The following is a 24,098-nucleotide window of genomic DNA, read 5'->3' on the forward strand; positions in this document are numbered from 1 at the left end:
TATGAGTGCAGTGATCGTCCAGGCCGTGCGTACGCCTGTCGGCAGGAGGAACGGCGGACTGTCCGGCGTGCACCCGGCACAGCTGTCCGCCGTGGTGCTGAACGCGCTGGTCGAGCGCGCCGGCATCGATCCGTCGGTCGTCGAGGACGTCATCTGGGGTTGCGTGCAGCAGGCCGGTGAGCAGGCTATCGACATCGCCCGCACCGCGGTGCTCACGGCGGGCTGGCCGGAGTCGGTGCCCGGCGTGACCATCGACCGGCAGTGCGGCTCGAGCCAGCAGGCGCTGAACTTCGCGATCGCGAGCGTCGAAGCGGGGCACTACGACGTCGTCGTCGCCGGTGGCGTCGAGGTGATGTCGCGGGTGCCCATGGGCACCTCGACCTCCGTGGGCGGGTCGCCCTACCCCGAGGCCTTCCTCGAGCGGTACGACGGGGTGCGGCCCAACCAGGGCATCGGTGCCGAGATGATCGCCGAGAAGTGGGGCCTGAGCCGGACCGACGTGGACGCCTTCTCCGCGCGCTCGCACGAACGCGCCGCGGCCGCACAGGACGCCGGACTGTTCGCCGACCAGATCGTGCCGGTCACCACGCCGGACGGAACCGTCGTCTCGCAGGACGAGGGCATCCGCCGCGGCACCACCGTGGAGAAGCTCGCCGGCCTGAAGACCGTCTTCAAGGAGGACGGTGTCATCCACGCCGGAAACTCCTCGCAGATCTCCGACGGCTCCGCGGCGCTGCTGATCATGAGCGAAGAGGCCGCCGCGAAGTACGGTCTCACCCCGCTCGCGAAGATCCACACCGCCGTCGTGACCGGCTCCGACCCGGTCATCATGCTCACCGCACCCATCCCGGCGACGGAGAAGGCGCTCGCGAAGTCCGGTCTCACCGTCGACGAGATCGGCGTCTTCGAGGTCAACGAGGCGTTCGCTCCGGTGCCCATGGCGTGGCAGAAGGAGATCGGCGCGCCGGAGGACAAGCTCAACCCCAACGGTGGTGCGATCGCCCTCGGTCACCCGCTCGGTGGCTCCGGTGCCCGCATCCTCACCGACATGATCTTCCACATGCGCCGCAACAACCTCCGCTACGGCCTGCAGACCATGTGCGAGGGCGGCGGACAGGCCAACGCCACCATCCTCGAGCTCGTCGCGCAGTAGCCGCACCCGACGTCGTCCGCTGCCCACCCGCTGCGCCTGCGCGGGTGGGCAGCGGCTTTCTCCGCGCAGGTGTCGAATCGGCGCCCTACCGTTCGTATAGAGGGTGAGAGGCCGGAACCGCCGGCCGCCGAGGGGAAGGACCCCGACATGGCGCAGTACCTGCTGAGCATCTACCAGCCGGACGGCGAACCGCCGTCACCGGAGTTCCTCGAACCGATCATGAAGAAGGTTGAGGCGTGGCAGAACGAGATCCAGGAGGCAGGGATCCGGGTGTTCTCCGGCGGCCTGCACCCACCGGACACGGCGACGGTCGTGCGCACGGACGAGGGGCGCACGGTGACGACCGACGGTCCGTACATCGAGGGCAAGGAGCATCTCGGTGGCTTCGACGTGATCGACGTGCCCGACCTCGACGAGGCGCTGAAGTGGGCGCGCGGTCTCTCCGACGCCACCACACTGCCCATCGAGGTGCGGCCCCTGGCGTTCGGATCCTGCGCCGGATGACGTGCACACCTCGATGACCGGGCCCTCCACCGCCGACATCGGACGTGTCTTCCGGGAGGAGTACGGCCGGGCGGTCGCCGTGCTCACCCGCGTCCTCGGCGATATCGACCTCGCCGAGGACGCGGTGCAGGACGCCTTCTCGACCGCCGTCGAACGGTGGCCCGGGGAGGGGGTCCCGCCGAGTCCGGCCGGATGGATCATCACCACCGCCCGTCGCCGGGCGATCGACAGGGCGAGGCGGGAGGCCGCACGTCCGGTCAAGCACGCCGAGGCGGATCTGCTCCACCCGGTATCCGGCGTCGCGTTCGACCCCGAGGCGGTCGACTCGCCCGGGATTCCCGACGACCGCCTCCGGCTCATCTTCACCTGTTGTCACCCGGCGCTCGCGCCTCGGTCGCGTGTCGCTCTGACACTGCGCCTGCTCGGCGGGCTCACCACCGCGCAGATCGCCCGGGTATTTCTGGTGCCGGAAGCAACGATGGCGCAACGGATCTCCCGTGCCAAGCGAAAGATCCGCGACGCGCGTATCCCGTTCCGCATCCCGTCCCCGGACGAGTTTCCCGAACGCCTCGACGCGGTGCGATCCGTGCTCTATCTCGTGTACACGGAAGGCCACACGACGAGCACCGGACCCGAGCTCGCCGACACGGACCTGTGTGCGGAGGCGGTGCGGCTGGCCCGCTTGCTGGACGGGCTCGTTCCCGGCGAACCCGAGACCACCGGACTGCTCGCCCTGATGTTGCTCGGTGAATCCCGACGCCCGGCGCGGACAGGACGCGGGGGCGAACTCGTCCTGCTCGCAGACCAGGACCGCTCGCGATGGGACCGCGCGTTGATCGACGAAGGGCAGGCGCTCGTGCGGCACACCCTGCGCTGGAACAGACCGGGGCCCTATCAGATCCAGGCCGCGATCGCCGCAGTGCACGCGGAGGCGCCCGCTTTCGAGGACACCGATTGGGCGCAGATCGTCGCGCTCTACGATCTGCTGATGGCCGCGGACCCCACCCCGGTCGTCGCGTTGCATCGGGCCGTTGCACTCGCCGAAGTGGAAGGTCCCGCAGTGGCTCTCGGGATCGTCGACCGCCTCGACCTCGAGCCGTACCACGTCTTCCATGCCGTCCGGGCCGACCTGCTCGCCCGCCTCGGCCGGATCACCGAGGCGTGTGAGACATACGTCACCGCCACGGCCCGGACGGCGAACACGATCGAACGCGCACATCTCCTGCGCCGGCGCGACGAGCTCCGGGGCTCGCTCAGGTAGCCGGTGTCGTTCCGGCCGTCGTCTCGGTCTCGGGAACCGAACGCTGCCACGGCCAACGGCCATCGATCTCCAACTGCAGCGACCAGCTCAGGAAGGTACGGATGAGCACGATGATCGCCAGTACACCCACCGACGTGAAGGTCGGAGTGACGGCGACGGTCTTGATGATGTCGGCGGCGACCAGGAATTCGAGGCCGAGCAGGATCGATCGGCCGAGATTGCGCCGGTACGGCTCGTAGATCCCCGAACCCGGTGCGCGCCGCCGCGCGGTCGCCGCGAGCCAGGTCGCCGCCAATGCACCGATCACCATGACGCCGACTCCGACGACGTCGATGGCCGTGCCCACGTGTTCGAGCAGCGACGAAATCTCCATTCGACCAGAACCTTCCGACCGGAACCGACAGACTCCGGCAATCCTCGCAGGACGATCGCCGCGCCGTGCGGCTTTGTCCACAGGACCTGGGCCTGTCCACAGAACCGGGTCGGACACCGCGCGAACGCCCTGCCGGAGCGTGCGGGTGGGAGATGCTCCGGGTCGTGACAGGGGAGACGGGTGTGCTCGCGATGATGGTCCTCGGCGCGGGCGTGGGAGCGATCGTCCGCATGGTGGTGGGACGGACGGCCGGTCGTCGGCCGCCGCCGGGTCTGTGCGAGGCGGCATGCGCGGCAGTCGCACTCGTTGCGGTCTCGGTGACCACGGGCACCGCGGCGGCCGTCGGAGCAGCGATGTTCGGATGGTGGTGCGTGTGCCTGAGCGCCGTGGACCTGCTCGTGCGGCGTCTGCCGAACGTGCTGACCCTCGGGGGAGCGACCACGATCCTCGGCGTGGCCGCGGCGACCGGGCACGGCCGGGCGGCGTTCGCCGGTGCGTTCCTGCTCGCGGCACCGTTGTTGGTCACGCACCTCGCGGTGCCGCGGTCGATGGGTGCGGGTGACGTCAAACTCGCCCTCGGTCTCGGTGCCGTCACCGGACTCGCCGGTCCCTCGGCAGTGCTCGTCGGAGCACTGCTTCCACCTGTACTCACCGCAGGTGCGGCCCTGTTTCTGCGGCTCCGGGAGGCCGGCCGAGGGGGAGCGTGTGCCGCTCCGCGCGCGCTTCCGCACGGACCGTCGATGTGTGCCGCCGCGGCACTGGCGGTGATCTCGACGGGTTGACCAGGGGCGGCATGTCGAGGTGGCGGACGAACATGGAAGGATGGACGTGTGCTGCGTTGGATAACTGCTGGAGAATCCCATGGTCCCGCCCTCGTCGCGATGCTCGAGGGGATGGTTGCCGGAGTCGAGGTGACGTCGAACGACATCTCGGAGCAACTCGCGCGACGGCGACTGGGCTACGGCCGCGGCGCACGCATGAAGTTCGAGGCCGACAAGGTCACCGTGATCGGTGGCGTCCGGCACGGACGCACAATGGGCGGCCCGATCGCGATCGAGATCGGCAACACCGAATGGCCCAAGTGGGAGACCATCATGGCCGCCGACCCGGTCGATGCCGAACTGCTCGAAGGCCAGGCGCGCAACGCGCCGCTGACCCGTCCCCGTCCCGGCCACGCCGACTTCGCGGGCATGCTCAAGTACGGCTTCGACGATGCGCGTCCCGTCCTCGAGCGCGCGAGCGCCCGGGAGACCGCAGCACGCGTGGCGGCCGGCACCGTCGCCCGGAACTTCCTGCGCCAGGCGTTCGGCGCCGAAGTCGTCTCGCACGTCATCTCCATCGGTGCATCCGACCCCTATGTCGGCCCCGAACCCGGTGTCGACGATCTCACCGCGATCGACGCGAGCCCCGTGCGCGCCTACGACAAGGCCGCCGAGGAATCGATGATCGCCGAGATCGAGGCCGCGAAGCGCGACGGCGACACCCTCGGTGGAATCGTCGAGGTCGTGGTGCACGGGCTGCCCGTGGGCCTCGGTTCGTACGTCAGCGGTGCCGATCGCCTCGACGCGCGACTGGCCGCGGCCCTCATGGGGATCCAGGCCATCAAGGGCGTCGAGGTCGGCGACGGCTTCGAGACCGCGCGCCGCCGCGGCAGCGCCGCCCACGACGAGATGAAGCCCGGCCCCGACGGTGTGCTCCGCTCGAGCAATCGCGCCGGCGGCATCGAAGGCGGCATGACCAACGGTGAGGCCCTGCGTGTGCGGGCGGCGATGAAGCCGATCTCCACCGTGCCCCGTGCCCTGTCGACGGTCGACATGACCACCGGCGACGAGGCCGTCGCGATCCACCAGCGTTCCGACGTGTGCGCGGTGCCCGCGGCGGGTGTCGTCGCCGAGGCGATGGTCGCCCTCGTCGTCGCGCAGGCCGCTCTCGAGAAGTTCGGCGGCGACTCGCTCGCCGAGACCGTGAGCAATATCGACCACTACCTGAAGGGCATCGCGGCGCGGCCGCCGCGGTGATCTCATGTCGCCTCGCCTGGTACTCATCGGCCCGCCGGGAGCGGGCAAGTCGACGATCGGTCGTCGGGTTGCGAACGCACTCGAGCTGCCCTTGCTCGACACCGACGCCGAGATCGAGCGTGTGACCGGCCGGACCATCCCCGAGATCTTCTCCCAGGACGGCGAACCGGCCTTCCGGGAGATCGAGGAGGAGGTCGTCGCGCGGGCCCTCGACACCCACGACGGTGTGGTGTCCCTGGGAGGGGGAGCGATCCTCTCGGAGCGCACCCGCGCGCGACTGGCCGGACACACCGTCGTGTACCTCGAGATCAGCGTGGCGGAAGGACTGCGTCGCACCGGTGCGGTCGGCGCAGCAGGTACCAGGCCGTTGCTGGCCGGCGGTGATCCGGCCCAGAAGTACCGCGACCTCATGCGTCGCCGCCGCCCGCTGTACCGGCAGGCGGCGACCATCCGGGTGCGCACCGACGGCCGCAGCCCCGGGCGGGTCGTCCAGCAGGTGCTCGCCAAACTCGAAGCGGCGGACGCCGCGACCAGCCAGACCATCAGCGAGGATCGGAGCCCCACACCGTGACCGAACCGGTACGCATCGACGTCGAGACCGCCCAGCCCTATCCGGTGATCATCGGCCGGGGACTGCTCGGCGACGTCGTCGAAGAACTGTCCGGCACGCGGACCGTCGCGATCTTCCACCAGCCGACGCTCACCGCGACGGCCGAGGCCGTGCGAGAGGCGCTCGCCGAGATCGGCATCGACGCCCACCGCATCGAGATCCCCGACGCCGAGGACGGTAAGGAACTCGCCGTCGCCGGATTCTGCTGGGAGGTGCTCGGCCGCATCGGTCTGACCCGCTCGGACGCCGTCATCAGCCTCGGCGGCGGTGCCGCCACCGACCTCGCAGGCTTCGTGGCCGCGACGTGGATGCGCGGCGTGCGGGTCTACCACATCCCCACCACGCTGCTGGCGATGGTCGACGCCGCCGTGGGCGGCAAGACCGGCATCAACACCGAGGCGGGCAAGAACCTCGTCGGTTCCTTCCACGAGCCCTCCGCGGTCTTCGTCGACCTCGCGACCCTCGAGACGGTGCCGCGCAACGAGATCGTGGCCGGCCTCGCCGAGGTGATCAAGACCGGCTTCATCGCCGATCCGGTGATCCTCGACCTGATCGAAAAGAACCCCGAGGCCGCGCTCGATCCCGCCGGGTCGGTGCTGCCCGAGCTGATCCGGCGATCGGTAGAGGTCAAGGCGAAGGTGGTCGCGGCCGACCTCAAGGAGTCGAGTCTGCGCGAGATCCTCAACTACGGTCACACCCTCGGCCACGCCATCGAGCGTCGTGAGCGGTACCGCTGGCGCCACGGCGCCGCCGTGTCGGTGGGCCTGGTCTTCGCCGCCGAGCTCGGCCGGCTCGCCGGGCGTCTCGACGACGTCACTGCCGACCGGCACCGCGCGATCCTCGAATCCGTGGGCCTGCCCACGACCTACGATCCCGACGCCTTCTCCGATCTGCTCAAGGGCATGCAGACCGACAAGAAGAACCGCGCCGGCATGCTCCGGTTCGTCGTCCTCGACGGGCTCGCGAAGCCCGGCAGGCTCGAAGGACCCGACCCGACCCTGCTCGCGGCCGCCTACTCCGAGGTCGCGCGTCAAGGCAAGGCCGACGCGGGAACCGTCCTGCTCTGACCGTCGCCCGGCTCGACCGCTAGTTCGATGCGGGCGGTCTCCAGGACGGGTCGCGTCCGGTGAGCCCGATCAGGCGTTCCAGCGGCGGGGCGTCGTCGCCCACTCGGACGGCCGGACCGAACAGACCACCCCCGTCGGCGACGCGCTCCTCCTCGGTGATGCTCTCCGCGAAGGCGGTACACGCGGCGATCTCGTCGGGTTCGCAGGAATACTGCTGTCCTGTGGCCACGGCGAGGTCCCAGCCGTGGACGACGAGTTCGTCGAGCGTGACGAGTCCGGCGACCGGCGCGGGCAGGTCGAGGCCACCCGCGCGCGTCATGCCTTCCCAGGCCGAGGGATCGCTCCACGCCCGGCGGAGGTCGCCGAGTCGGTCGGGCACGAGCTGCCGCCAGTCCGGCGGCAGTTCGCTCGTGAGCTGCGGGGGAGTGTCGGTGTACGGGCCGATGTCCTTGTGCGCCGCGGCCGTGAACGCGAGCGACAGGCCGAGCACATGGTCGACGAGCGCACCGACGGAGGTCTCGGAACACGGCGTGGGGCCCGACAACTGTGCGTCGTCGATCCCCGCCAGGATGCGCTCCATGCGGCGGGTCGCGGGAGTCAGGTCGAGCGTCTCGGTGGTGTCGGTCATGGGTAGCTCCTCGATGTCGGCTATCTGTACCGACCGTCACCGTCCCGAAAACTGAGCACCCGCCCCCGACGTATCGGGGGCGGGTGGTCTCACTGCTGTGGTGTCACTGCTGTGGTGTCACGGCTTCGGGTCGATTTTCGGGAACACCTCGGTGGGCGAGTCGTCGCTGCGCCAGGCGGGATCGGCCTGCTGCGCGGAGTTCGCGGGCGCCGAACCTTCGGGTGCCGCCGCTCCGACGCCTACGGGTGCGTGGTGCTCGCGGTGGACGGACCAGTCGTCGTCGCGGGTGGTCTTGCGCTCGTTCCGGCGCGCGAAGAACCGGCCCAGCGTCACTGCGGCCATCGCCGGCAGGAACACCAGGAGCACGGTGAACGCGGCACCGGAGGTGATCTCGAAGAACAGGGACGTCACGCCCACCGGAATCGGGGTGATCGCGTCGACGAGCCAGGTGAGGACCCCTCCGACGAGGCCGGTGACCGCACCGGCGGCGAGCCAGCGCATCGTCAGGTCGTCGCCCTCGTCGGGGTCGGGATGGGCGCGGTGGTCGCGGATGCCGTCGAGGCCGGCCCAGACGAACGCTGCGACGACCACGACGGCGAAGCCCAGCCAGCGCAGTACCGATCCCTGCAACGGCCACTGGATGAGAGCGGCACCGAGCAGGACGCGCACGACCACGTGGACCAGGGCGAGCCCGAGTCCGCGGAGCAACCAGGGTTTCATGTACCTCAGCGTAACGGGTGGCGAAGCCGACAGTGTGTCCCGTCCCACAGGCGCGATCGCGGTAGGTTGAGCGATATGTCTGCCGACCACGCCTCCCGCCGTCGCGCGCTGCGTGCGCTGCTCGTCGAACGCGAACTCGACGCGCTGCTGGTGACCGATCTGACCGGTATCCGCTACCTCACGGGCTTCACCGGATCCAACGCGGCGCTGATCGTCTCCACCGAGGACGACGAGAACGAGACGCGCACCGTCGTCTGCACCGACGGCCGCTACGTCACACAGGTGGGGGAGCAGGTCCCCGACCTGCGGGCGGTGATCGCCCGGGCGTCGGCCGCGCACCTCATTACCGAGTTCGGAACCGGCTCCGCGCGTTGGGGATTCGAGAGTCACGTCGTCACGGTCGACGAGCGGGCCCGGTGGGACGAACTCGGCGTCTCCGTCCGTTTCGTTCCCGCTCCCGGTCTCGTCGAGCAGTTGCGGGCCGTGAAGGACGAACACGAAATCGGCCTGTTGCGCGACGCGTGCGGTGCGGCCGATCGCGCACTGGCGGACCTGATCGCGGCGGGCGGTCTGCGCCCGGGACGAACCGAGAAGGAGGTCGCGCGCGACCTCGAATGGCGCATGTTCGAGCACGGCGCCGACGGCATCTCCTTCGAGACGATCGTCGCCGCCGGCGCCAATTCGGCGATCCCGCACCACCGCCCCACCGGCGCGGTCCTCGCCGAGGGCGACTTCGTGAAACTCGACTTCGGGGCGCAGATCGGCGGCTACCACTCCGACATGACGCGCACCTACGTGCTGGGCCGGGTCGCGGACTGGCAGCGCGAGCTGTACGAACTGGTCCTGCGCGCGCAGCAGGCCGGACGCGAGGCGCTCGCCCCCGGTGTCGACTGTGCCGCGGTGGACGCCGCCGCGCGCACCGTGATCGCCGAGGCCGGCTACGCCGACCTGTTCCTGCACGGGCTCGGCCACGGAGTCGGGCTCGAGATCCACGAAGCGCCCGGAATCGGTGCCGCGGCGACCGGTACACTTGTCGCCGGTGCGGCGGTGACCGTCGAGCCGGGTGTGTACTTCTCGGGGCGCGGAGGCGTGCGGATCGAAGACACGCTCGTGGTGCGGGAGCATACTCCGGAGTTGCTCACGCTCACCGACAAGACATTGACCGTCGTTTGAGGGCGGTTCCTCGACCCTAGGAGACACGAACCAAGTGGCTGATACCAGTGACTTCAAGAACGGCCTCGTTCTGAAAATCGACGGACAGCTCTGGCAGATCATCGAGTTCCAGCACGTCAAGCCGGGCAAGGGCCCCGCTTTCGTGCGCACGAAGCTCAAGAATGTGACGTCGGGCAAGACCGTCGACAAGACCTGGAATGCCGGTGTCAAGGTCGAGACCGCCACCGTCGATCGCCGCGACATGACCTACCTCTACAACGACGGCACCGACTACGTCTTCATGGACGGCGAGACCTACGACCAGATCACCATCTCGCCCGAGCTGCTCGGCGACAGCGCCAAGTTCCTGCTCGAGAACATGCCCGTGCAGGTCGCGACGCACGAGGACGTCCCGCTGTTCGTCGAGCTCCCGGTCACGGTCGAGCTCGTCGTCCAGCACACCGATCCGGGCCTGCAGGGCGACCGCTCCACCGGCGGCACCAAGCCCGCGACCCTCGAGACCGGCGCCGAGATCCAGGTCCCGCTGTTCATCAACACCGGCGACAAGCTCAAGGTCGATTCCCGCGACGGCAGCTACCTCGGGCGAGTGAATTCCTGAGTGTCCGGTAACCAGAAGAAGCTCGGGGCCCGCCACAAGGCCCGCAAGCGGGCCGTGGATCTGCTCTTCGAGGCGGAGGCCCGCGACGTACACCCCGTCGACCTCGCCGCCGATCGCGTCGAACTCGCGATCGACGACGACCAGGTCGCGCCGGTGCCGGCATATGCGCAGACCATCATCCGCGGTGTCGCCGACAACCTCGACGAGACCGACCGGGTGATCGCCGATCACCTGCACGAATGGACGCTGGACCGCCTTCCCGCCGTCGACCGCGCGATCCTGCGCATCGCGGTGTGGGAGCTGTTCCATGCCACCGACGTGCCGCCCGTGGTGGCCGTCGACGAAGCGGTCGAGCTGGCGAAGCAGCTGTCCACCGACGATTCGCCGGCCTTCGTCAACGGGGTGCTCGGTCAGATCGTCACCGTCGCCGACCAGGTGCGCGCAGCTGCCGCTGCCACCCTCGTCCGGCCGGCGCAGGAGTCGCAGGATCAGGATTCCGACGAGTCCTGAATTCGTCACCCTTTCGGGTGAGCGACGACACGAGGCACCGTGAGCGGGCCCGGCGGGAACATTCCCGCCGGGCCCGCTCACGTTCTCGGGCCTGTGTTGCGCTTCACCCGCCATCCGTGCCGGGGCGGACGTCGACGCTGATAGGCTCGACAATCGTCAGGCATCCTTTAACGATCCGTCCAGTGAGGCGGAGAAGGAGGTCGCTGCATGGCCGTGTCCGAGGACGGGTCCACAGCTTCTACTCCCACTACGTCTTCCGGTACCGGCGTGCCGGCGCGTGAGTTGCTCTCCGCTGCCGACGTCCACCGGACGATCTCGCGCATCGCGCACCAGATCATCGAGAAGACCGCGCTCGACACCCCCGAGGACGCACCGCGTGTCGTGCTCCTGGGCATCCCCACCCGCGGGATCACCCTCGCCCAGCGCCTCGCCGACCGCATCGAGGAATTCGCCGGTGTCCGCGTCCCGGTCGGCTCGCTCGACATCACGCTCTACCGCGACGACCTCCGCACGAAGCCGCACCGCCCGCTGGAGCGCACCTCGGTGCCCGAGGGCGGCGTCGACAACACCCTCGTCGTCCTCGTCGACGACGTCCTGTTCTCGGGACGCTCCGTCCGCGCCGCGCTCGACGCCCTGCGCGATCTAGGACGGCCCCGCGCGGTGCAACTCGCGGTCCTCGTCGACCGCGGCCACCGCGAACTGCCGTTGCGGGCCGACTACGTCGGCAAGAACGTGCCCACCGCGCGCAGCGAGGACGTCCGCGTACTGCTGACCGAACACGACGGGCGCGACGCCGTCGAGATCTCCGGAGGCAAGTCCCAGTGAAACACCTGCTCACCATCGCGGATCTGACGAAGGACTCCGCGACGGGGCTTCTCGACGAGGCCGAGCGGTTCGAGCAGGCACTGCTCGGGCGTGAGGTGCGCAAGCTCCCCACGCTGCGCGGCCGCACCATCATGACCGTCTTCTACGAGAACTCCACCCGTACCCGTGTGTCCTTCGAGGTCGCCGGCAAGTGGATGAGCGCCGACGTCATCAACGTCTCGGCGTCCAGTTCGTCGGTGAAGAAGGGCGAATCGCTGCGCGACACCGCGCTGACCCTGCACGCCGCCGGTGCCGACGCACTGGTGGTCCGTCACTCCGCTTCCGGTGCCGCACACCGGATCGCCCAGTGGACCAACGAATCCGGCTCCGGACCGGCTGTGGTCAACGCCGGTGACGGCACCCACGAACATCCCACCCAGGCGTTGCTCGACGCGCTCACCCTGCGCCAGCGTCTCGGTTCGATCGAAGGCCGCCGGATCGGCATCGTCGGCGACGTGCTGCACAGCCGCGTCGCGCGATCGAACGCGCTGCTGCTGAGCATGCTCGGCGCCGAGGTCGTACTCGTCGCTCCCCGCACCCTGCTGCCGGTGGGGGTGGAGACCTGGCCGGTGACGGTCGCCGATTCGCTCGAAGCCGAACTTCCCACGCTCGACGCGGTCATGATGCTGCGCGTGCAGGCCGAGCGCATGAACGGCGGGTTCTTCCCGTCCGCCCGCGAGTACTCGATCCGATACGGACTCAACGCCAAGCGCGCGGCGTTGCTGCCGGAGCACGCGGTGATCCTGCATCCCGGCCCGATGCTCCGCGGCATGGAGATCGGCTTCCCCGTCGCCGACGCCCCGCAGAGCGCTGTGCTGCAGCAGGTGAGCAACGGTGTCCACGTGCGGATGGCGGTGCTCTTCCGCCTGCTCGTCGGCACGGAAGGGAACCTGTCGTGACCCACACTTCCCACCCGGGAGACACAGGAACAGGAGTGACACAGGTGACGCCGCAGGTGCTCATCCGCAACGTCCGCCTCTACGGCGAAGGCGACCCGGTCGACGTGCTGCTCGGCGACGAGCAGATCCTCGCGATCGGCACCGACCTCGAGGCCGACACCGACGCGGAGATCGTCGACGGCACCGGGCAGATCGTGCTCCCGGGCTTCGTCGACCTGCACACGCACCTGCGCGAACCGGGCCGCGAGGACACCGAGACCGTCGACTCGGGCTCGGCCGCTGCGGCGCGCGGCGGATACACCGCGGTCTTCGCGATGGCCAACACCGATCCGGTCGCCGACTCGGTGGTCGTCACCGATCACGTGTGGCGCCGCGGCCGCGAGGTCGGGCTCGTCGACGTCCACCCCGTGGGCGCCGTCACCGTCGGACTCGAAGGCAAGCAGCTCGCCGAGATGGGCACGATGGCCGCCGGTGTCGGTGGCGTGCGGATGTTCTCCGACGACGGCAAGTGCGTCTACGACCCCCTGCTCATGCGCCGCGCGCTCGAGTACTCCGCCTCGCTCGGGGTGCTCATCGCCCAGCACGCCGAGGAACCGCGGCTGACCGTCGGTGCCGTCGCGCACGAGGGTCCGAACGCGGCACGTCTCGGCCTCACCGGCTGGCCCCGCGCCGCCGAGGAGTCCATCGTCGCCCGCGACGCGCTGCTCGCCCGCGATGCCGGAGCCCGCGTGCACATCTGCCACGCGTCGACGGCAGGCACCGTCGAACTCGTCCGGTGGGCACGTTCGCAGGGCATCTCGATCAGCGCCGAGGTCACGCCGCACCACCTGCTCCTCGACGACTCGCGTCTCGAGAGCTACGACGGCATCAACCGGGTCAATCCGCCGCTGCGCGAGCGATCCGACGTCGAAGCGCTGCGCCGCGGCCTCGCGGACGGGACCATCGACTGTGTGGCCACCGACCACGCCCCGCACGCCGAACAGGACAAGTGCTGCGAGTTCTCGCAGGCACGTCCGGGAATGCTCGGGCTCGAGACGGCGTTGTCCGTCGTGATCGAGACGATGGTCCGGCCGGGCCTGCTGGACTGGCGCGGCGTCGCGAAGGTCATGAGCGAGCGTCCCGCGGAGATCGTGGGCCTCGACGATCAGGGCCGGCCCCTCGAGGTGGGCGAACCCGCGAACATCGTGCTCGTCGACCCGGATACCGAGTGGACGGTGCACGGCCCCGACCTCGCGAGCATCTCCCACAACACGCCCTACGAGGACATGACCCTGCCGGGCCGGGTCACCACCACCGTGCTGCGCGGGCGGATCACCGCCCGCGACGGTGAGGTGTTCCCGCGCTCGACCGAAAGGTAGGAACCGACATGGATCGCTTGCTCATCACCGTCGGTTTCCTCGCGCTCTGGGTCGTGCTCGTCCTGCTGATGTGGAAGGGCTGGAAGGGACGTGCCCGACGCCAGCAGGATGCGGTCGGCGAACTGCCGACCGTGCCGGCGGAGCTGGGGGAGCGGCTCGTCGAACCGACGACCGGTCTGTACGTCGGCAGCACGCTCGCGCCGAGCTGGCAGGACCGCATCGCGGTCGGCGATCTCGGGCACCGCGCCAACGCGGAACTGACCCGATACCGATCGGGTGCCCTGCTCGAACGCGACGGTGCATCCCCGATCTGGATCCCGCAGGACTCGATCCGCGCGATCCGCACCGAACGCGGTCTGGCGGGCAAGGTCATGTCCAAGGACGGGGTGCTGGTCATCCGCTGGCAACTGCCCTCGGGCACGGAGGTCGACACCGGCTTCCGCGGTGACGACAAGTCGATATACCCGCTCTGGACGAACGGGTCGGACGAAAAATCTTGAGACGGTGACGATCACAACGACGATGACGATCACGACGAACAACACGACGATCACGACACGCGAGATCTCAGCCCGTGCGGCCGGCTCTGGTGCGGTCGATAAGAACGGAGACAACGCATGAGCGGCAGAACATTCGGCGGCGGCACGGCTGTGCTGGTCCTCGAGGACGGACGGGTCTTCCGCGGCATCCCCTTCGGTGCGGTCGGGCAGACCCTCGGCGAGGCCGTCTTCAGCACGGGTATGACCGGCTACCAGGAGACCCTCACCGACCCCAGCTACCACCGGCAGATCGTGGTGGCCACGGCACCGCAGATCGGCAACACCGGCTGGAACCACGAGGACAACGAGTCCGTCGGCCCCACCGGCGACCACGGCGAGTCCAAGATCTGGGTGGCCGGCTTCATCGTCCGCGACCCCTCGCGTCGCGTGTCGAGCTGGCGCGCCACGGGTTCGCTGCAGGACGAACTCGAGCGGCAGAACATCGTGGGTCTCGCGGGTATCGACACCCGCGCACTCGTGCGGCACCTGCGCACCCGCGGTTCGATGCGCGCCGGCATCTTCTCGGGCGACGCCCTCGCCTGGAAGGGGGACGACCTCGACATCGACGTCCTGCTCGACCGCGTGAAGAGCCAGCCCTCGATGCTCGGCGCCGACCTCGCCGGCGAGGTGAGCACCACCTCCGGCTACGTCGTCGAACCGACCGACGGCGAGGCCCGCTTCACCGTCGCGGCCATCGACCTCGGCATCAAGACCAACACCCCGCGCATGTTCGCCCAGCGCGGCATCCGGGTGCACGTGCTGCCGTCCACCGCGACGCTGCACGACATCCTCGACCTGAAGGCCGACGGCGTCTTCCTGTCCAACGGCCCGGGCGACCCGGCGACCGCCGACGGCGCGGTGCACCTGACCAAGGAGGTGCTCGGCCAGGGACTGCCCCTGTTCGGCATCTGCTTCGGCAACCAGATCCTCGGCCGCGCGCTCGGGCTGGGCACCTACAAGATGAAGTTCGGTCACCGCGGCATCAACATCCCGGTGGTCGAGCACGAGACCGGCCGCATCGCGATCACCGCGCAGAACCACGGGTTCGCGCTCGAAGGCGAGGCCGGCCAGGAGTTCGACACCCCGTTCGGTCGCGCGGTCGTCAGCCACACCTGCGCCAACGACGGTGCGGTCGAGGGCGTCAAGCTCCTCGACGGCCGTGCCTTCTCCGTGCAGTACCACCCCGAAGCGGCGGCCGGACCGCACGACGCCGCCTACCTGTTCGATCGTTTCACCCGCATGCTCGAGGGAGAGAAGAACTGATGCCACGCCGTACCGATCTCTCCCACGTCCTGGTCATCGGGTCCGGCCCGATCGTCATCGGACAGGCCTGCGAGTTCGACTACTCGGGCACCCAGGCGTGCCGGGTGCTCCGCGAGGAGGGCCTGCGCGTCTCCCTGGTCAACTCGAACCCGGCCACGATCATGACCGACCCCGAGTTCGCCGACTCGACCTACATCGAGCCGATCACCGCCGACTACGTCGAGAAGGTCATCGCGACCGAGCAGGCCAACGGCACCCCGATCGACGCGGTGCTCGCAACCCTCGGCGGCCAGACCGCCCTCAACACCGCCGTCGCCCTGTCCGAGCGCGGCATCCTCGACAAGTACGACGTCGAACTCATCGGCGCCGACTTCGACGCGATCCAGCGCGGCGAGGATCGGCAGAAGTTCAAGGACATCGTCGCCAAGTGCGGCGGCGAGTCCGCCCGCTCGGCCGTCTGCTACACGATGGACGAGGTCCGCGCGACCGTCGCCGAACTCGGCTTCCCGGTCGTCGTGCGCCCCTCCTTCACGATGGGTGGCCTCGGCTCCGGCATGGCCTACGACGATGCCGACCTCGAGCGCATCGCCGGTGGCGGGCTCGCGGCCTCGCCCACCGCGAACGTGCTCATCGAGGAGTCCATCCTCGGCTGGAAGGAATACGAGCTCGAGCTCATGCGCGACGGCGCCGACAACGTCGTCATCGTCTGCTCGATCGAGAACGTCGACCCGGTCGGTGTGCACACCGGCGACTCGGTGACCGTCGCACCCGCGATGACGCTCACCGACCGCGAGTACCAGAAGATGCGCGACCTCTCGATCGCCATCCTGCGCGAGGTCGGTGTCGACACCGGCGGCTGCAACATCCAGTTCGCGATGGATCCGCGCGACGGCCGGCTCGTCGTCATCGAGATGAACCCGCGCGTGTCGCGGTCGTCGGCCCTCGCGTCGAAGGCCACCGGCTACCCGATCGCGAAGATGGCCGCCAAGCTCGCCATCGGCTACACGCTCGACGAGATCGTCAACGACATCACCAAGGAGACCCCGGCCTGCTTCGAACCGAGCCTCGACTACGTCGTGGTCAAGGCCCCACGGTTCGCCTTCGAGAAGTTCCCCGGCGCCGACGGCACCCTCACCACCACCATGAAGTCGGTCGGTGAGGCCATGTCGATCGGCCGCAACTTCTCCGAGGCCTTCGGCAAGGTGCTGCGCTCGCTCGAGACGAAGTCCGCCGGCTTCTGGACGGGCCCCGAGGTCGAGGGCACCCTCGACGAGATCCTCGAGGAGATCCGCACCCCCACGGACGGCCGGTTCTACCGGATCGCCCGGGCCCTGGAGCTCGGTGCGACCGTCGAGCAGCTCTTCGACGCCACGAAGATCGACCCGTGGTTCCTCGAGCAGTTCGCGCACATCGTCGAGCTGGGCCAGGACGTCCGCAACGCCGAGCAGTTCGGTGCCACCGAGCTGCGCTACGCGAAGCACCACGGCTTCTCCGACCGGCAGATCGCGGCCCTGCGCCCGGCACAGTTCGCCTCCGAGGACGAGGTGCGCGCCCTGCGTCAGGAGCTGGGGATCCACCCGGTCTACAAGACCGTGGACACCTGCGCCGCCGAGTTCGAGGCCAAGACGCCGTACCACTACTCGACCTACGAACTCGACCCCGCGGCCGAGACCGAGGTCGCGGAGCAGCGCGACAAGCCGAAGGTGCTCATCCTCGGCTCCGGCCCGAACCGCATCGGCCAGGGCATCGAGTTCGACTACTCGTGCGTGCACGCCGCGCTGACGCTGTCCGAGGCCGGCTACGAGACCGTGATGGTCAACTGCAACCCCGAGACGGTCTCGACCGACTACGACACCGCCGATCGCCTGTACTTCGAGCCGCTGACCTTCGAGGACGTCCTCGAGGTCTACCGCGCCGAGTGCGAGTCCGGCACCGTCGCCGGCGTCATCGTCCAGTTGGGCGGCCAGACCCCGCTCGGCCTGGCGCGTCGCCTGAAGGCCGCCGGGGTGCCGATCGTCGGTACCTCGCCCGAGGCCATCGACCTCGCGGAGGACCGCGGCGAGTTCGGTCGCGTGCTCGACGAGGCCGACCTGCCGGCCGCGAAGTACGGCACGGCCACCACCTTCGAGGGTGCGCGCGAGATCGCCGCCGGCATCGGATACCCGGTGCTGGTGCGCCCGTCCTACGTGCTCGGTGGTCGCGGCATGGAGATCGTCTACGACGAGAAGGCTCTCGAGACCTACATCTCCAACGCGACCGAGATCTCCGACGACCGCCCCGTGCTCGTCGACCGCTTCCTCGACGACGCCGTCGAGATCGACGTCGACGCGCTGTGCGACGGCACCGACGTGTACATCGGCGGGATCATGGAGCACATCGAGGAGGCCGGCATCCACTCCGGCGACTCGGCCTGTGCGCTGCCGCCGATCACCCTGGGCCGCTCCGACATCGAGAACGTGCGCCGCTCGACGGCGGCGCTCGCGAAGGGCATCGGTGTCAAGGGCCTGCTCAACGTCCAGTACGCGCTCAAGGACGACATCCTGTACGTCCTCGAGGCGAACCCCCGTGCCTCCCGCACGGTGCCGTTCGTGTCCAAGGCCACCGCGGTGCAGCTCGCCAAGGCCTGCGCCCGGGTGATGCTCGGCGAGTCCATCGCCGAACTGCGTGCCGTCGGCATCCTCCCCGCCGAGGGCGACGGCAGCGACATCCCGCTCGATGCACCGGTCGCGGTGAAGGAAGCGGTGCTGCCCTTCAACCGGTTCCGGCGTGCCGACGGCACGGGCATCGACACCCTGCTCAGCCCGGAGATGAAGTCCACCGGTGAGGTCATGGGCCTCGACGACGACTTCGGAACCGCGTTCGCGAAGAGCCAGACCGCCGCCTACGGCTCCCTGCCGACCTCGGGCACGGTCTTCGTCTCGCTCGCGAACAAGGACAAGCGGTCGATGATCTTCCCGGTCAAGCACCTCGCCGACCTGGGATTCCACATCATGGCCACCGTGGGAACCGCAGAGGTGCTGCGCCGCAACGGTGTTCCGTGCGAGCAGGTCCACAAGGTCTCCGGCGAGGACAAGCCGGAAGGCGCGCTCGACGTCGTCGACCGCATCCGCGCCGGCGACGTGGACATGGTCATCAACACGCCCTGGGGCAACGCCGGTCCGCGCGTGGACGGTTACGAGATCCGCAGCGCGGCGGTCGCCGCGAACATCCCGTGCATCACCACGGTGCAGGGTGCCTCCGCGGCCGTGCAGGGTATCGAGGCGGCGCTGCGCGGTGAGATCGGAGTCAGCTCGATCCAGCGGATGCACGCGCGGCTGCGCGGCGTGCCCGCCGAGCAGGCGTGACGCCCTTCGGGCAGCGACTCGCGGACGCTCTCGGGCGCCGCGGGCCGCTGTGCGTGGGCATCGACCCGCATCCGGGGCTCCTCACCGCGTGGGGGCTCGGCGACGACGTCGACGGCCTGGCCCGGTTCAGCGAACTGTGCGTCGAGGCTTTCGGTGACACCGTCGCGGTCGTCAAGCCGCAGGTGGCGTTCTTCGAGGCCTACGGCTCCGCCGGACTCGCCGTGCTCGAACGCACCATCGCCGACCTGGGGGAGGCGGGGGCGCTCGTCCTCGCCGACGCCAAGCGCGGCGACATCGGCTCCACGATGGACGCCTATGCGCGCACCTGGCTGTCGGACGGCTCTGCGCTGCGTTCGGACGCGGTGACGGTCTCTCCGTACCTGGGGTTCGGTTCGCTCGCCCCGGCGCTCGATCTGGCCGCCGGAACGGGCCGCGGGGTGTTCGTGCTCGCGGCGACCTCCAATCCCGAGGGCGCCCAGTTCCAGCGTGCACGGCTCGACGACGGGCGCACCGTCGCGCAGGTCGTGGTGGACGAGTGCGCCGCCCGCAACAGCGCTGCCCGCACGGACGGGGCCGCACAGCTCGGCTCCGTGGGTGTGGTGGTCGGTGCGACCCTCACCGAGGCACCCGACCTCTCCGACCTCCACGGGCCCATCCTGATGCCCGGAGTGGGGGCCCAGGGCGGTACTGCCGACGACGTGCGACGACTCGCAGGCGACCACCTGCGAGCGGTCGTGCCCAACGTCTCACGTGACGTGCTGCGCGCCGGCCCGTCCGTCGCCGACCTGCGGGCCGCCGTCGCCCGCACCCTGGACGGCTTCGCCTTCCTGACGAACTGAGACGTTCGACTCTCGTGCCCGGATCGCCACGTGCGGTCCGGGCACGAGTCGTACATACCGCTGGTATGCACTCTGACCTGCGCTCGGAGTGACGCGACACGCGGAATGGGAAGAAAAATTTCTCGACCCGCCCGGGTGCCGGAACAGCGGGTCGGCCAGATGGGGAGCCGCCCCATCCGATGCAACCTCCTCCGCCGCGGCAGATGCCCGGTGACCTGCGGGTTTTCGCTGTTCGGGCAGTTCGTGGCGGTGTCCGGACGCGTGGTGGAGGGCACGAGATCCACTGCGGAAACGGCGTGCACTACCGCACGGATTTTCGAGCGGATCGCCGGGGGGTGGGTTCGCATTCGTCGGTGGTCGTGAGTACGGTCGCTATCGCCGCTGGTTACAGCGGTGAAGACTCGAAAGCCAACGATGAGACGGAGGAACCGTGGCCCTTCCCCAGCTGACCGATGAGCAGCGCGCCGCTGCTCTGGAGAAGGCGGCTGCTGCCCGTCGTGCCCGGGCTGAGCTCAAGGAGCGCCTCAAGCGCGGCGGCACCGACCTCAAGCAGGTGCTCAAGGACGCCGAGAACGACGAGATCCTCGGCAAGATGAAGGTGTCGGCTCTGCTCGAGGCCCTGCCGAAGGTCGGCAAGGTCAAGGCGCAGGAAATCATGACCGAGCTGGAGATCGCCCCGACCCGCCGTCTGCGCGGCCTCGGCGACCGTCAGCGCAAGGCCCTGCTCGCCAGGTTCGATTTCGACGCCTGAGCACCGTGGTAGCTGACGCACGACCTGTGACGGACAGCGCACCCGCAACGCGGAGGGGCCGGCTGGTGGTACTGGCCGGACCCTCCGCGGTGGGTAAGTCGACCGTCGTACGCCTTCTGCGGAGCCGGATCCCGGATCTGCACTTCAGTGTCTCGGCCACCACCCGGGACCCGCGACCGGGCGAGGTGGACGGAGTGGACTACCACTTCGTCGGCCGCGCCGAGTTCGACCGGATGATCGAAGCCGGTGAACTGCTCGAATGGGCCGACATCCACGGCGGCCTGCAACGATCGGGCACTCCGGCCAAGCCGGTGCTCGACGCACTCGCCGAGGGGCATCCGGTGCTCGTGGAGGTCGACCTCGCGGGAGCGCGGGCCGTCCGTGCCGCGATGCAGGACGCAGTCCTCGCCTTTCTCGCCCCGCCCAGTTGGGAGGTGCTCGTCGAGCGCCTCACCGGCCGAGGCACCGAAACCGACGAGGTCGTCGCTCGCAGGCTCGATACCGCCCGCAGCGAACTGGCCGCGCAGGACGAGTTCGATGTCGTGATCATCAACGACGATGTCGACCGGGCCTGCGATGAATTGGTATCCTTGTTGGTTGGACCCGGAGCCGACTGACCGTCCGCGCCTCGAGCGCGTCCGGCTGCCGGTTCCGGCGCCCTCCCATCCCGCGACATCTCAGGAGAACACCGAGTGAGCAGCATCCAGGCAGCCGCGACCGACCTCGAGGGCAACACCCTTCCGGTCTACGACACCCCCACGGGTATCACCAACCCGCCTATCGACGAGCTGCTCGAGCGCGCCTCCTCGAAGTACGCGCTGGTGATCTACGCCGCCAAGCGGGCACGCCAGATCAACGACTACTACAACCAGCTCGGCGACGGCATCCTCGAGTACGTCGGCCCCCTCGTGGAGCCGGGCCTGCAGGAGAAGCCGCTGTCGATCGCCATGCGCGAGATCCACTCGGATCTGCTCGAGCACACCGAAGGCGAGTGAGCAACCCCGCTTCGAGCGGCGAGGCCGGATCCGTGCAGCGCCGCCGTATCGTCGTCGGTGTCGCCGGTGGCATCGCCGCCTACAAGTCCTGCGCACTGATCCGTGCCTTCACCGAGAGCGGGCACCACGTGCGGGTCGTCCCGACGGAGTCCGCCCTCGAATTCGTCGGGCGCGCCACCTTCGAGGCGCTCTCCGGCAATCCCGTGCAGACCGGGGTCTTCGCCGAGGTGCCGCAGGTGCCGCACGTCCGGCTCGGGCAGGAGGCCGACCTCGTCGTCATCGCTCCGGCCACCGCCGACCTCATGGCGCGGGCGGTCGCGGGTCGCGCCGACGACCTCCTCACGGCCACCCTGCTCACCGCGCGGTGCCCCGTGATGTTCGTGCCCGCGATGCACACCGAGATGTGGGAGCACCCCGCGACCGTCGACAACGTCGCGACGCTGCGTCGCCGCGGTGCCGTGGTCGTCGAACCGGCGTCCGGTCGTCTGACGGGCAAGGACACCGGTGCCGGGCGGATGCCCGAACCCGACGAGATCTTCAATCTGGCCTCGCTGCTGCTCGAGCGGGCCGACGCGCTGCCCCGCGACCTTGCCGGTCGCCGCATCGTCGTGTCCGCCGGCGGTACCCGTGAGCCCCTCGACCCGGTGCGCTTCCTCGGCAACCGGTCGTCCGGCAAGCAGGGTTACGCGCTCGCCCGTCTCGCCGCGCAGCGCGGTGCCGACGTCACTCTCGTCGCCGGCAGCATCGCGGGTCTCGACGACCCGGCCGCGGTCGACGTCGTCCGGGTCCAGACGGCCGCACAGATGCAGGACGCCGTCGCCAAGCATGCCTCGGGTGCCGACGCGGTCATCATGTCCGCGGCCGTCGCCGATTTCCGGCCCTCCACCTTCGCGACCAGCAAGATCAAGAAGGGCGAGGGCGAACCCGACTCCATCGCGCTGACGAAGAACGACGACATCCTCGCCGGTCTCGTCCGGGCGCGTGCCGACGGCGGCCTGTCCGCCGAGACGGTCATCGTCGGATTCGCGGCGGAGACCGGCGACGAACACGGCGACGTGCTCACCTACGCCCGCGAGAAGCTCGCCCGCAAGGGATGCGATCTGCTCGTCGTCAACGCCGTCGGGGAAGGCAAGGCGTTCGAGGTCGACGACAACAACGGCTGGTTGCTGTCCGCGGACGGTTCGGAAACGGCCCTCGCCCACGGATCGAAGGCTCTCATGGCCAGCCGCGTGCTCGACGCGCTGGGACCTCTGCTGGCGGAACGCAGCAGAATCGGGTGATTTCAATACTCGCGCCGACGCCTGCGGAGCAGTAGCGTCGGCACTGCGATCGGGTCCTTCCGGCCCGATCGGGAGCGCATGCTCCATACGGTTTGTCCGTCCAGCGCCTGGCGCACAGTCGAGAGGGAGTTTCGTGAGCAAGACCGGCGGTCGTCTTTTCACCAGTGAGTCCGTGACCGAAGGGCATCCGGACAAGATCTGTGACGCGATCAGCGACTCGGTTCTCGACGCGCTCCTCACCGAGGATCCTCGTGCCCGGGTAGCAGTGGAAACCCTCGTCACCACGGGCCAGGTGCACGTGGTGGGTGAGGTCACCACCTCGGCGTACGCCGACATCCCCAAGATCGTCCGCGATCGGGTACTCGAGATCGGTTACGACTCGTCGTCGAAGGGCTTCGACGGCAACTCCTGCGGTGTCAACATCGCGATCGGCGCGCAGTCGCCCGAGATCGCGGGCGGCGTCGACGTCTCGCACGAGGCGCGCAGCGGTGTGCTCACCGACGACGAGGTCGCTCGTCAGGGCGCCGGCGACCAGGGCCTGATGTTCGGATACGCGTGCTCCGACACGCCCGAACTCATGCCGCTGCCGATCTCCCTCGCACATCGCCTGTCGCGCCGGCTCACCGAGGTCCGGAAGTCGGGGGTCCTGCCGTACCTGCGTCCCGACGGCAAGACCCAGGTCACCATCGAGTACGACGGCGACAAGCCCGTCCGCCTCGACACGATCGTCATCTCGACGCAGCACGCCGCCGACATCGATCTGAACAACCTGCTCACGCCGGATCTGCGCACCCACGTCGTCGACGCGGTGCTCGCCGACCCGAACCTGGCCGATCTCGACACGGACGAGGTGCGTCTGCTGGTCAATCCGTCCGGCTCGTTCGTCCTCGGTGGCCCGATGGGCGATGCCGGCCTCACCGGCCGCAAGATCATCGTCGACACCTACGGCGGCATGGCCCGTCACGGTGGTGGCGCGTTCTCCGGCAAGGATCCGTCGAAGGTCGACCGTTCGGCCGCCTACGCGATGCGCTGGGTCGCCAAGACCGCCGTCGCCGCCGGCCTCGCCGACCGCATCGAGGCGCAGGTCGCCTACGCGATCGGCAAGGCAGCTCCGGTGGGTCTGTTCGTCGAGACCTTCGGCACCGAGAAGACCGACCCGGCCCGCATCCAGCAGGCCATCGGCGAGGTCTTCGACCTGCGTCCGGGCGCGATCATCCGCGATCTCGACCTGCTGCGCCCGATCTACGCGCAGACCGCGGCGTACGGCCACTTCGGCCGTACCGACATCGACCTGCCGTGGGAGAACACCGACCGTGCCGACAAGCTGCGCGCGGCCGCCGGTCTGTAGATT

25 protein-coding genes are annotated in these 24,098 nt (G+C 69.4%); 22 read left to right on the forward strand and 3 right to left on the reverse strand.

What is annotated here, in order from left to right; all coding sequences use genetic code 11:
* The first annotated feature begins 1 nt into the window (after position 1).
* From U9J23_RS10805 to U9J23_RS10815, 3 genes are all read left to right on the forward strand, one after another.
* Positions 2-1,153 carry a thiolase family protein gene (locus tag U9J23_RS10805; protein WP_059381356.1) on the forward strand — a complete coding sequence of 384 codons (1,152 nt, stop codon included), beginning with the start codon at positions 2-4 and terminating at the stop codon, positions 1,151-1,153.
* Between the two features lie 147 nt (positions 1,154-1,300).
* A complete protein-coding gene (locus U9J23_RS10810) occupies positions 1,301-1,657 on the forward strand; it encodes a YciI family protein (protein WP_085468086.1) in 357 nt (118 codons plus the stop codon).
* Between the two features lie 13 nt (positions 1,658-1,670).
* Positions 1,671-2,918: an RNA polymerase sigma factor gene (locus U9J23_RS10815; RefSeq protein WP_272266518.1), complete on the forward strand. Its 1,248-nt coding sequence runs from the start codon at positions 1,671-1,673 to the stop codon at positions 2,916-2,918.
* Here U9J23_RS10815 and U9J23_RS10820 read toward each other — a convergent pair.
* Complete coding sequence (locus U9J23_RS10820; protein WP_059381358.1) at positions 2,911-3,291, reverse strand: DUF1622 domain-containing protein; 381 nt, start codon at positions 3,289-3,291, stop codon at positions 2,911-2,913. The genes U9J23_RS10815 and U9J23_RS10820 overlap by 8 nt on opposite strands.
* Positions 3,292-3,443: 152 nt before the next feature.
* Here U9J23_RS10820 and U9J23_RS10825 point away from each other — a divergent pair, with 152 nt between their 5' ends.
* From U9J23_RS10825 to aroB, 4 genes are read left to right on the forward strand one after another with little or no spacing between them, the layout of a single operon-like run.
* Entirely contained in the window at positions 3,444-4,073 is a 630-nt protein-coding gene (locus U9J23_RS10825) for a prepilin peptidase (RefSeq protein ID WP_085468087.1), read from the forward strand.
* A gap of 48 nt (positions 4,074-4,121) precedes the next feature.
* Positions 4,122-5,309 carry a chorismate synthase gene (gene aroC, locus U9J23_RS10830; protein ID WP_059381360.1) on the forward strand — a complete coding sequence of 396 codons (1,188 nt, stop codon included), beginning with the start codon at positions 4,122-4,124 and terminating at the stop codon, positions 5,307-5,309.
* Positions 5,310-5,313: 4 nt separating this feature from the next.
* Positions 5,314-5,880 (forward strand): shikimate kinase, encoded by a 567-nt coding sequence (locus tag U9J23_RS10835; protein ID WP_016691666.1) that lies wholly within the window; start codon positions 5,314-5,316, stop codon positions 5,878-5,880.
* A complete protein-coding gene (gene aroB / locus U9J23_RS10840) occupies positions 5,877-6,986 on the forward strand; it encodes a 3-dehydroquinate synthase (RefSeq protein ID WP_085468089.1) in 1,110 nt (369 codons plus the stop codon). The genes U9J23_RS10835 and aroB overlap by 4 nt, the downstream gene beginning before the upstream one ends.
* Positions 6,987-7,005: 19 nt before the next feature.
* On the opposite strand, the gene U9J23_RS10845 is transcribed toward aroB, so the two are convergent.
* Entirely contained in the window at positions 7,006-7,614 is a 609-nt protein-coding gene (locus U9J23_RS10845; protein ID WP_085468090.1) for a TIGR03086 family metal-binding protein, read from the reverse strand.
* A gap of 117 nt (positions 7,615-7,731) precedes the next feature.
* Complete coding sequence (locus U9J23_RS10850) at positions 7,732-8,334, reverse strand: B-4DMT family transporter (RefSeq protein WP_059381363.1); 603 nt, start codon at positions 8,332-8,334, stop codon at positions 7,732-7,734.
* Positions 8,335-8,409: 75 nt separating this feature from the next.
* On the opposite strand from U9J23_RS10850, the gene U9J23_RS10855 reads away from it, so the two are divergent.
* The 15 genes from U9J23_RS10855 (at position 8,410) to metK (ending at position 24,095) form a co-directional block, all read left to right on the forward strand.
* Positions 8,410-9,507 (forward strand): M24 family metallopeptidase, encoded by a 1,098-nt coding sequence (locus tag U9J23_RS10855; RefSeq protein WP_272266524.1) that lies wholly within the window; start codon positions 8,410-8,412, stop codon positions 9,505-9,507.
* A gap of 34 nt (positions 9,508-9,541) precedes the next feature.
* Complete coding sequence (efp, locus tag U9J23_RS10860) at positions 9,542-10,105, forward strand: elongation factor P (RefSeq protein ID WP_059381365.1); 564 nt, start codon at positions 9,542-9,544, stop codon at positions 10,103-10,105.
* Positions 10,106-10,615, forward strand: a complete 510-nt coding sequence (gene nusB, locus U9J23_RS10865) for a transcription antitermination factor NusB (RefSeq protein ID WP_059381366.1) — start codon at positions 10,106-10,108, stop codon at positions 10,613-10,615.
* A gap of 207 nt (positions 10,616-10,822) precedes the next feature.
* Complete coding sequence (gene pyrR / locus U9J23_RS10870; protein WP_024100783.1) at positions 10,823-11,440, forward strand: bifunctional pyr operon transcriptional regulator/uracil phosphoribosyltransferase PyrR; 618 nt, start codon at positions 10,823-10,825, stop codon at positions 11,438-11,440.
* Entirely contained in the window at positions 11,437-12,378 is a 942-nt protein-coding gene (locus tag U9J23_RS10875; RefSeq protein WP_016691672.1) for an aspartate carbamoyltransferase catalytic subunit, read from the forward strand. Before pyrR ends, U9J23_RS10875 begins: the two co-directional genes overlap by 4 nt.
* A gap of 44 nt (positions 12,379-12,422) precedes the next feature.
* Positions 12,423-13,736: a dihydroorotase gene (locus U9J23_RS10880; RefSeq protein WP_085468297.1), complete on the forward strand. Its 1,314-nt coding sequence runs from the start codon at positions 12,423-12,425 to the stop codon at positions 13,734-13,736.
* Positions 13,737-13,744: 8 nt separating this feature from the next.
* The gene (locus U9J23_RS10885) at positions 13,745-14,236 is read left to right on the forward strand and encodes a PH-like domain-containing protein (RefSeq protein WP_272266528.1); all 492 of its coding nucleotides are present in this window, start codon (positions 13,745-13,747) and stop codon (positions 14,234-14,236) included.
* Between the two features lie 117 nt (positions 14,237-14,353).
* Positions 14,354-15,538 carry a glutamine-hydrolyzing carbamoyl-phosphate synthase small subunit gene (gene carA / locus U9J23_RS10890; protein ID WP_272266530.1) on the forward strand — a complete coding sequence of 395 codons (1,185 nt, stop codon included), beginning with the start codon at positions 14,354-14,356 and terminating at the stop codon, positions 15,536-15,538.
* Complete coding sequence (carB, locus tag U9J23_RS10895) at positions 15,538-18,882, forward strand: carbamoyl-phosphate synthase large subunit (protein WP_059381368.1); 3,345 nt, start codon at positions 15,538-15,540, stop codon at positions 18,880-18,882. Before carA ends, carB begins: the two co-directional genes overlap by 1 nt.
* Positions 18,879-19,721, forward strand: coding sequence for an orotidine-5'-phosphate decarboxylase (gene pyrF, locus U9J23_RS10900; RefSeq protein WP_272266532.1), 843 nt, complete (start codon positions 18,879-18,881; stop codon positions 19,719-19,721). Before carB ends, pyrF begins: the two co-directional genes overlap by 4 nt.
* A gap of 430 nt (positions 19,722-20,151) precedes the next feature.
* Positions 20,152-20,472, forward strand: coding sequence for an integration host factor, actinobacterial type (mihF, locus tag U9J23_RS10905; protein ID WP_006551450.1), 321 nt, complete (start codon positions 20,152-20,154; stop codon positions 20,470-20,472).
* 65 nt (positions 20,473-20,537) lie between these two features.
* Complete coding sequence (gene gmk, locus U9J23_RS10910) at positions 20,538-21,089, forward strand: guanylate kinase (protein ID WP_039587131.1); 552 nt, start codon at positions 20,538-20,540, stop codon at positions 21,087-21,089.
* Positions 21,090-21,164: 75 nt separating this feature from the next.
* Positions 21,165-21,467, forward strand: coding sequence for a DNA-directed RNA polymerase subunit omega (gene rpoZ, locus U9J23_RS10915; protein WP_016691680.1), 303 nt, complete (start codon positions 21,165-21,167; stop codon positions 21,465-21,467).
* The gene (coaBC, locus tag U9J23_RS10920) at positions 21,464-22,747 is read left to right on the forward strand and encodes a bifunctional phosphopantothenoylcysteine decarboxylase/phosphopantothenate--cysteine ligase CoaBC (protein ID WP_085468095.1); all 1,284 of its coding nucleotides are present in this window, start codon (positions 21,464-21,466) and stop codon (positions 22,745-22,747) included. Before rpoZ ends, coaBC begins: the two co-directional genes overlap by 4 nt.
* 133 nt (positions 22,748-22,880) lie before the next feature.
* Positions 22,881-24,095 carry a methionine adenosyltransferase gene (gene metK, locus U9J23_RS10925; RefSeq protein ID WP_272266537.1) on the forward strand — a complete coding sequence of 405 codons (1,215 nt, stop codon included), beginning with the start codon at positions 22,881-22,883 and terminating at the stop codon, positions 24,093-24,095.
* The last annotated feature ends 3 nt before the right edge of the window (positions 24,096-24,098 follow it).

The organism is Rhodococcus sp. PD04, from assembly GCF_035918275.1.
Lineage (GTDB): Bacteria > Actinomycetota > Actinomycetes > Mycobacteriales > Mycobacteriaceae > Rhodococcus > Rhodococcus rhodochrous.